The organism is Anaerotignum lactatifermentans DSM 14214, assembly GCF_900142265.1.
Classification (GTDB): Bacteria; Bacillota; Clostridia; order Lachnospirales; family Anaerotignaceae; genus Anaerotignum; species Anaerotignum lactatifermentans.
Genome location: NZ_FRAH01000099.1, coordinates 1 through 9,057 on the forward strand (window position 1 = coordinate 1; position 9,057 = coordinate 9,057).

General features: G+C 39.7%; 8 protein-coding genes. All 8 read left to right on the forward strand.

The genetic code is table 11. The features are described 5' to 3' along the window. The first annotated feature begins 105 nt into the window (after positions 1 to 105). Complete coding sequence (locus tag BUB35_RS16695; RefSeq protein ID WP_242949280.1) at positions 106 to 582, forward strand: hypothetical protein; 477 nt, start codon at positions 106 to 108, stop codon at positions 580 to 582. Between the two features lie 95 nt (positions 583 to 677). Further along, a complete protein-coding gene (gene mobP3, locus BUB35_RS16700; protein WP_072853620.1) occupies positions 678 to 2,039 on the forward strand; it encodes a MobP3 family relaxase in 1,362 nt (453 codons plus the stop codon). A 12-nt stretch (positions 2,040 to 2,051) separates the two neighbouring features. Beyond that, positions 2,052 to 2,912: an amidoligase family protein gene (locus tag BUB35_RS16705; RefSeq protein WP_072853622.1), complete on the forward strand. Its 861-nt coding sequence runs from the start codon at positions 2,052 to 2,054 to the stop codon at positions 2,910 to 2,912. A gap of 12 nt (positions 2,913 to 2,924) precedes the next feature. Beyond that, on the forward strand, positions 2,925 to 3,389 hold the full coding sequence (locus BUB35_RS16710) for a hypothetical protein (RefSeq protein ID WP_072853624.1): 465 nt from the start codon (positions 2,925 to 2,927) through the stop codon (positions 3,387 to 3,389). After that, a complete protein-coding gene (locus BUB35_RS16715; protein ID WP_072853626.1) occupies positions 3,358 to 4,938 on the forward strand; it encodes a DUF3991 and toprim domain-containing protein in 1,581 nt (526 codons plus the stop codon). Before BUB35_RS16710 ends, BUB35_RS16715 begins: the two co-directional genes overlap by 32 nt. Before the next feature lie 4 nt (positions 4,939 to 4,942). Then, the gene (locus tag BUB35_RS16720) at positions 4,943 to 6,913 is read left to right on the forward strand and encodes a type IV secretory system conjugative DNA transfer family protein (protein ID WP_072853628.1); all 1,971 of its coding nucleotides are present in this window, start codon (positions 4,943 to 4,945) and stop codon (positions 6,911 to 6,913) included. Beyond that, positions 6,906 to 7,166 (forward strand): helix-turn-helix domain-containing protein, encoded by a 261-nt coding sequence (locus tag BUB35_RS16725; protein ID WP_072853630.1) that lies wholly within the window; start codon positions 6,906 to 6,908, stop codon positions 7,164 to 7,166. The genes BUB35_RS16720 and BUB35_RS16725 overlap by 8 nt, the downstream gene beginning before the upstream one ends. 616 nt (positions 7,167 to 7,782) lie before the next feature. Beyond that, positions 7,783 to 8,631: a tyrosine-type recombinase/integrase gene (locus BUB35_RS16730; RefSeq protein ID WP_072853632.1), complete on the forward strand. Its 849-nt coding sequence runs from the start codon at positions 7,783 to 7,785 to the stop codon at positions 8,629 to 8,631. The last annotated feature ends 426 nt before the right edge of the window (positions 8,632 to 9,057 follow it).

A 9,057-nucleotide genomic window follows, 5' to 3' on the forward strand; every position in this document is an offset into this window, starting at 1 on the left:
GGCAACTATGCGAAGACTTCATATCCGATGCGTCAATGAAGTAAAAAAGATCAACGGCATTCTTACCATGGAAGAAGCCGTAAGATATCAAAGGAGTGATGAGGAATGAAATACAGATTTTATAGTCCTGTGCAGGGCATCATAGATTATGACTTTAACAAAGATATGGATTACGATTCGTATTTTGATGAAGAAGCTATGGAGGAACTGGGAGAAGTAGATTTCGATTTTCTGACAGCAGAAGACTTGACAGCCTATCAGGAAGAAATCAATCAAGCCATCCGTAAGGAATGGGATTATGAAACAGATGAAGATATGGGGCTGATGCATTACTTTGCTTATGGAAGCAGAGAAATCCATAAAGATCTGCTGAAAAAAGTAACGGCGGCATATCCCAGGATCGAAACCGTAGGGGACAAAGCATATGGTGTTATGGTATGTGATATCGAAAAACCTTTGACAGATCAGGAGATCGAAATCCTGAAAGACTATTTCAGCGGACAGTACAGTGATGGCTGGGGTGAAGGCTTTGCACAAACAGGGATAGAAACAAAACATGGCGTGGTCTATCTGGATTTATGACCGGATGATTTCCATATGGAAACAGAGGATGAGTTAAAAGACCGCTTGGAATCGAAACAAGATAATGAGATGCAATTTGAAATGTAGGTGATTGTATGCCAAGACTTGTTTTTACACCAAGATATCTAAAAATGCGAAAGCCGTCACAGGTGAAAAACTATGTAAAGTATGTTGCCACAAGACCAAATGCGGAAAAGTTTGAAGCGGATCAGTCCCAAACAGAAGCTACGGAACACCAGAAGAAATGGATCGAAAAAGAACTGAAAGCCCATAAAGAATTGAAAGAAAGCTGTGAACAGGAGTATGAAGATTATTTAAAAAATCCAACAAAAGAAAACGCTGCAGACCTAATCAATAAAATTGCCGAAGAAGGTTTGGCAAGGGAAGGCAGTATGGAAAACTATGTGGGCTACCTTGCTAAAAGACCAAGAGCAGAACGAGGAAAACAGGGACATGCACTTTGGAATGGCTCTGATAAAGAAATCAATCTGAATCAAGTGGCAAGAGAAGTCACAGAACATAACGGCAACATCTGGACGTTTGTTTTATCATTGAAACGAGAGGACGCTGTCCGGCTGGGATATGATAATGCCAATATGTGGCGAGAACTGGTACGAGGTAAAGTGTCAGAGATCGCAAAGGCAATGGGAATCCCTGTAGAGCATTTTGTATGGTATGGTGCTTTCCATAATGAAGGACATCATCCTCATATCCATCTGATGTGCTATTCCAAAAATCCAAGAGAAGGATATTTGGGCAGACAGAACTTGATGAAGCTGAGAAGTTCTTTTGCTAATGAGATATTCCATGATGAGCTGTATCACATCTATGAGCAGAAAGATGAAGTCAGGGACGAGCTGAAAGATTACTTTGACAGGAAACTGAAACAGGCGATGGCAATGGAATATACAGATAATCCAAAAGCGAAAGCTTTGCTTTGGGAGTTATCTCAAAAACTGAAAACAGCAAAGCACAAAAAGGTTTATGGAAGGCTGGAGAAAGAAAATAAAATACTGGTAGACGAAATCGTCAAAGAAATCAGCAAGGACAAAAAGATTTCACAAGCCTATGAAAGCTGGCTGGGATTGAAAGACGATATCCTTTCTACATATCAGAATCAGGAACGTGCCAGAAGAACCCTTGCGGATGAACCAGAGTTCCGCAATATCAAAAACATGGTTTTGAAATCTGCGTTGGAGCTTTCGGAAATAGATGAAGCAATCAAAAAAGATTCAGAGAAAGAAAATCATGAAAAAGTAAATGCACAAGAAAACTGGGAAGAACGGACAAAAAAGTATTATCAAATGCAGGCACAAAAACAGTTCCTGCTTCTGATGAAACACATCAGCCATATGATTAAAGAGGATTATGACAGAAAGAAACAACAGATTCATGTGGATAAGAAGCTGATGCGTAAAATCATGGAAAAGAAAGAAGCCCATGGACAGAAAATGTAAGGAGGGAAGCGTATGAGATGGAAAAAATATGGTATTGAGATGGATATGACAGGGATTACAAGGAAAGCTGTGGCAGAGATTTTGGCGGAACAGTTTGATACAAAAGTCGTTTTCTGTCTGTCGGACAATGGATATAACGTTCCGGATCAAAATCAAAGGCTGTGGCGTATTCTTTCCTCTGACAGCATCAAGGCAGAAAAATATAACGGAGAAAAAGTGGTGGGAGCAAACTATATGTACCAAGTGAAACTGCTCTCACCATTTTTATATGAAAATGAGTTTCCAATGCTGGAAAAAGCCTTGGAACAGTTGGAACTAAGAGGTGCTATCGTCAATGACTCCACGAAAATGAATCTGCTTCTGGATGTAAGTTGTATTGAGAACTGGGAGAAGTACCAGACCAATCTGGAAAATCTTTATGAGAGCAAAGGGGAATTATTTCAAAAAGCGTTAGACATTCCCTTTTCACAAGTGGCAGACACCAGTCAAGGCAAAGAGAACGGTGTCATTTCGTTTCCTTACTTCAAAAGCACACTCAATAAAAAAGAACTGCTCAGTGATATTCAGTTTGCACAGATCGTCAGCAGCTTTGCGGAAAACAACCGTACTGTCAGCCAAAAGAAAAGTGAGAATCAAAATGATAAATTCATGATGCGTACATGGTTAGTGCGAGCCGGTATGGTAGGCGAGGAATATAAGTTTGCAAGAAAAATGCTGACAAAAAATCTGGAGGGCAACTCCGCATGGCAGAAGATGATGGAACCAACGGAAATCGAATCAAAAGAAGTCTGCAATCAGGCTCAATCAGAAGAAGAAATGATGGATAACCCTGTAGAGGAACAAGTAGTTAGTGATTTGGAATTGGAAGTATGAGGAGGATGAAATATGGTTTATTTATTGACTTACGATGGATATATGAAGGAAGAAAAGCTACAGGGGATTTGTCCATCAGCAAAACTGTTTATGCAATGCGGTCTGAAAGACTGTGCATTGGAATTCCGCAGGTTTTATGAAACTGCCATGCCGACACTGGAGGTTGGAGAAGAAATCGTGCCAGCAGTCATTTGGAAGTTGGAAGAATCTGATTTAAAGAACATGGAAGCAATTTATCCCAATGAAATCTATCAAAAGACAAACTGGAACCTGAAAACAGAAAAAGGTGTTTTGGATGTAATGGTTTTTCTGATGAGAGAAACACCATTTGCATTCCCAAAAGAAAAAGAAGTGGAAGCAATGGAAGAAGCGTATGAGGAACACAGCTTTGATTACAGCTGTGTGGAAAACGCTCTTGATAGGGCAAAGGACAGGGAGGAAACATATGGCACTTTATACCCAGGAACAGATCGATAAGGCAAATCAGACCAATCTGGAGGAATTTTTGCAGCAAAAAGGAGAACACCTCAGAAAAACTGGAAGTGAGTCAGTACTGATCTACAAAGACTCCACAGGAGAGCATGACAGCATTTCCGTCAGAAGAAACCGCTGGTATGATCATAAAAATATGCGAGGCGGTTATCCGTTAAAGTTTATGCAGGAGTTTTATGGTATGAACTTTCGCACTGCCATGAAAGAACTTCTACATGGAGAAGAACCAGAACTTGGCAGGAAGAAAAACGCAGAACAGGAAAAGCCAAATGTGAGTGAAAAAACCAAGGTCAATGGTAATACAGCTAAATGCGAAGACGGTACTAAAAAATCAGAGTTCAAACTTCCCGAAAAAGACATCAACATGAAACGAGTATTCGCCTATCTTTTAAATACAAGATTTCTGGACAAGGATGTGGTAAAAAGTTTTGTAGAGCAGAAAACACTTTATCAAGAAAAGGAACACGGCAACATCGTTTTTGTGGGAACAGACAAAGAAGGTGTGCCAAAGTCAGCCTGTAAAAAATCTACAGCGGAGCATGCAAAAGGGTTTCGAATGACTGTTGCTGGTTCTGACTGCAGGTATGGTTTCTGCTGGCGAGGGGAAAGCAGCAAGCTCTATGTGTTTGAAGCTGCCATTGATTTAATGTCGTTTATTACATTGAGAAATGATGAATGGAAAGCGGATAGCTTTCTGGCACTGGATGGACTTTCACCAAAACCGCTTCTACAATTTTTGGAAGAACAAAAAAATATTCATGAGATTTTTCTCTGTCTGGATTACGATGTGGCGGGCATTGAAACTTATGATAAATTAAAGGATATCCTCATTGAAAAGGGTTATGTGGCAGAAAAAATCAAAAGGCAATACCCTCTCTATAAAGACTGGAACGAGCAGCTGAAGGCGGAACATGGTAAGGTGCCTATTCTTCCACAGTCACATCCGAAGAAAACAGCATACCATGTTGCGGTCAGAAAACTTGGTATTATGAACGCCAACACAGAAAGCCCATATATGAAATGGCGTAAACAGGAATATGAAAAATCAGGTTTCTCTTTTTATCTGGAGCAGATGAAACGAGATTTTAAGCAAGCAGAAAAATCGGTGAAAAAAGGAGAAGCTGATACAAAGCCATTGCTTGCCAGTATCCTGCGTATGGCAGATTTGTCTATCTGTATGATGTGTGAAATCAAAAGGGATGATACCCTGCCGGAGCTGACCAGGTACCAAACCACCATACAGGAATTGGAAAAAGCGTATAAAACATATCTGGATAAAGCGAGAATGGATCGGCGCATACAGGAAATGAAAGAAGAGATGGAACGTCTGGAAACTTTTTCGTTTCAGGATCAACCGTCTCTTTTTGTATGGGCAAAAAACATGGCGAACATGGCGATGAGAGCTATCATCTATGTGGAAACGGAGTATCTACAGGAGTTGGAAAGAAAAAATAGTTTTGTGGAGCAGAGTAAGGAAGAACAAAAAACAGAACCTGATACCACAGAGCAGATGGAATTAGAGATGGGAGGTTGAAGAAATGGAGAACTTATGGAAGTTGATGCCGCTGCTATTGATTTTTGGCGCCTTTATGGTTTGCATGCTTTTGATTGACAGGAAGTCTTTGAACATCAAAAGCAAGACCGTAGGCGATGGACAGCATGGCTCTGCCAGCTTTGCCACACCAAAGGAAATCGATACGGCATTTCAAAGAGTGAGATATGAACCACAGGTCTGGAGGCGAAAGCCTCCTTGCGACCTGCCGCAAGGCATTATCATTGGATGCAATATGATGAAGTTCGGAAAGAAGAAAACAGTCACCGCAATCGTGGAGGAAGGAGATGTTCATGCGCTGATGATCGGCGCTGCCGGTGTGGGCAAGACAGCCAAGTTTTTATATCCCAATCTGGAATACTGCTGTGCATCAGGCATGAGCTTCGTGACAACTGATACAAAGGGTGACCTCCTGAGAAGCTACGCTCCCATCGCAAAAAAGTATTATGGCTATGATATTTCGGTGCTGGATTTGAGAAATCCAACCCAAAGCGATGGCTTCAATATGCTTCATATGGTGAACCACTACATGGATGAATATTTGCAGACAGACTCTCTTGTGGCAAAGGCAAAAGCGGAGAAGTACGCAAAAATAATATCTAAAACAGTTATGAATTCCGGTGGATTTGATTCTGCCAACGCAGGACAAAACGCTTTCTTCTATGATTCGGCAGAAGGCTTGATCATGGCTGTGATATTGGTGATTGCGGAATTCTGTTCGCCCTACGCTCTTACATTAAAACAGGGAAAAAGAAAACAAAAAGCACTGGAAGAACGTAAAAAAGAAATCGAACAAATGAGAAAAAATTGTATTGAAAAAAATATAAATTTTTTGCCGAAAACAAAGGAGGTAAGTATTCGAGAAGTGAAAGCAGAGATTTTGTTTCAGCCAGAGGAACAGGAAGAAGAAAAAGGTGAAGAAAGGCACATTATCAGTGTGTTCAAATTGATTCAGGATCTATTGGGACCATCGGCAGTGAAAGGCAAAAGTCAGGTCAAGTTATTGATGGAACGCCTTCCGGAAGAACATAAAGCAAGATGGCTTTCCGGCGCCGCCCTGAATACTTCAGACCAGGCAATGGCGTCAGTACTTTCAACAGCATTGTCAAGGCTGAATGCTTTTCTGGATTCTGAAATTGAACAATTACTTTGTTTTGAAACGAAAATCAATACGGAAAAGTTTTGTAGGAACAAGTCGGCGGTATTTTTGATCATGCCGGAGGAAGATAACAGCAAATATTTCCTCATTTCTTTGATCGTACAGCAGCTATATCGAGAAATGCTTTCCATTGCCGATGAAATGGGAGGAAAGCTGCCCAACAGAGTCATGTTCTTCCTTGATGAGTTTGGTACACTGCCAGCCATACAGTCTGCGGAAATGATGTTTTCTGCCAGCCGTTCCAGACGAATCAGCTTTGTGCCTATCATACAGTCATTGGCACAGCTGGAAAAGAACTACGGCAAAGAAGGTGCGGACATCATCATTGATAATTGTCAGGTCTGCCTATATGGCGGCTTTGCACCAAACTCCGAAGCAGCTAACGTACTGTCCAAGACACTGGGGGATAGGACAGTCATGACAGGCAGTATCTCACAGGGCAGAGATAAATCTAAGTCACTTCAAATGACCGGCAGACCATTGATGACACCAGATGAGCTTAAAATCATGCCAAAAGATACGTTCATCGTCACAAGAACAGGCGTAAAGCCAATGAAAACAAAGCTGAAGCTGTTTTTTGAGTGGGGGATCGAACTGAATGAAACATACCCAATGCGCCAGGCAGTGGTGAGAAAGGTGCATTACGCAAACAAAAAGACCATTGAGGAAGCCATCGCAAAAAAATATGGTTTACCGAAAAATCCTCTCCAGCCTATAAAACGCCCAATACAGGAACAAGATAAGCCGTTGCGTAACATATCGAAAACCATGAAAGGGGTGGAAACAAGTGATGATTGACAAAATGAAGGTCTATCAGGATACAGAGCTTTCCAGCAAAGCCGTATCTGTTTATTTATATCTTTGTGAACGCGCCAGCAAAGAAACAAAAAGCTGCTACCCCTCCATGAAAACTATAGCGAAAGATCTGCACCTTTCTTTGGCATCCGTAAAGCGTTCCATTCGGGAATTGGAAAGAAGCGCGTACATCAGAAAAGAAAATCGGTTTCGTGATAATGGCGGCAAAAGCAGCAATCTCTATTTTATAGAATGAATTTGAAAAAAGGACAAAAAAATCCCCCCCAAAAAAACGATGAAAAAACGCCAAGGGGGAGGTCTGTCTTTTGCGTGAGCTATGGTATGGGTCAATGTGAGCCGAGAATGTGAACTGTTCACTTTAACAGTTACATAGTATACAGAAAAAAAGGGAATATTCTACAATAAAATAGATACAAGATTAAGAAAAGTTCATGAAAGACGGTATACTTTATGGCGCGCAGAAGTTTTAAAATTGCTGCTGTAAAATTAATTCTTGAAGATGAGACGACTGTTTCAGAGGTTTCTAAAGGACTGTCTATTTAAACTAATAATTTATATCGCTGGATAAGTTAATATAAAGAATATGGGGAACCCTGTTCTCAGGTTATAGGATTGCACTTTGTTCATATTGATATCAAACTAAAAATTGAAACAAGAAAACTTAGAACTGAGAAAAAAGACAGAACTATAAAAGAATCCGAGCCTTCTTGAAGAAAAAAACATATAATTTCAATATATCAAACCATTCTTTATTTTTCATTCAAAATATCTTCCAAATGATTTAAAATTTCGGAATAAAGTTCCGCAAAAAAAGTTAAAATTAATTTATTAATATTGAGGAGGATTTTTGCATGGATAACCAGTTTATCTCATTGGAAATGTTGGGCGATTATATTTCTTATCTTCACGAACAGGAATGCAGGCAAAGCACAATAGCGAAATATAAAAAAGATATTTTGGATCTTTATCAATTTCTTGGTGTTGATGCAAAAATTGAAAAAACCGACATATGTCTGTGGAAACAGAGCTTGATAAAAAAAGGTTATTCTGTATCAACAATCAACGGCAAGATCATAGCGGCAAACGGTTTATTCCGTTTTATGGGGAGATTCGATTGCTGTGTAAAGACATTAAAACGTCAAAAACGCATTTTTATGGAAAAAGAAAGGGATTTGTCAAAAGAAGAATATATCAGACTGGTTCAGACCTCACAGAAAAAAGGAAAATTACGGCTTTCTTTAGTCATTCAAACTATTTGCGCTACAGGAATACGCATATCAGAACTGCAGTTTATCACAGTGGAAGCAGTTAAATCAGGATATGCAGACGTAAATTGCAAAGGAAAGCAGCGCGTTATTTTTCTGCCGAAAAAACTCCAGCAGCTTTTGAAAAATTACACGAAAAAGCAAGGTATCTTGAGCGGCCCTATTTTTCTTACGCGAAAAGGGAATGTCCTGAACAGATGTAACATTTGGCGTGAAATGAAAGAGTTATGCCATGACGCCGGAGTAGAAGCAGGAAAAGTGTTTCCGCACAATCTGCGTCATCTTTTTGCGCGCGTATTTTACAGCGTAGAAAAAGATATAGCAAAGCTGGCAGATTTATTAGGTCATGCCAGCATAGAAACAACTCGTATTTATATTATGGAAACTGGTGAAAACCACAGAAAAAAACTGGAAAAAATGCGGCTGATATTATAACAGAATTCTGATTCTGTTGTAAATAAATATGGTACTGCATTACATTATCAGCTTATTTATAGCACAAAATAATACATATTTATATTATATAAGCATAAGCTCAAAAAAACAAGGTCAATAAAAGAATTATTATGGCATATGAAATAGACCGAAATATTTTTTTGTTTTTTCGACCTGAAACGAGGGTATGAAGAAAAGTCTGTAAATAAGATTCTTCTATGATAAGACTGGGTGGAATGCTTTGAAATGAAGCACTCCACCTTTGTTTTATATATACCATCCAAAAGATGGCATGTCAATAACAGGCGGCTTTTCCGCCTGTTTTAACCAATCTGTTCTTTTTATTCTGGAAGCCGTCCTTCATACATAATACTTAATTCTCCGTAGACCTGACCCCAGTTCCGGATGGTGGTTGTCCATTTTTTT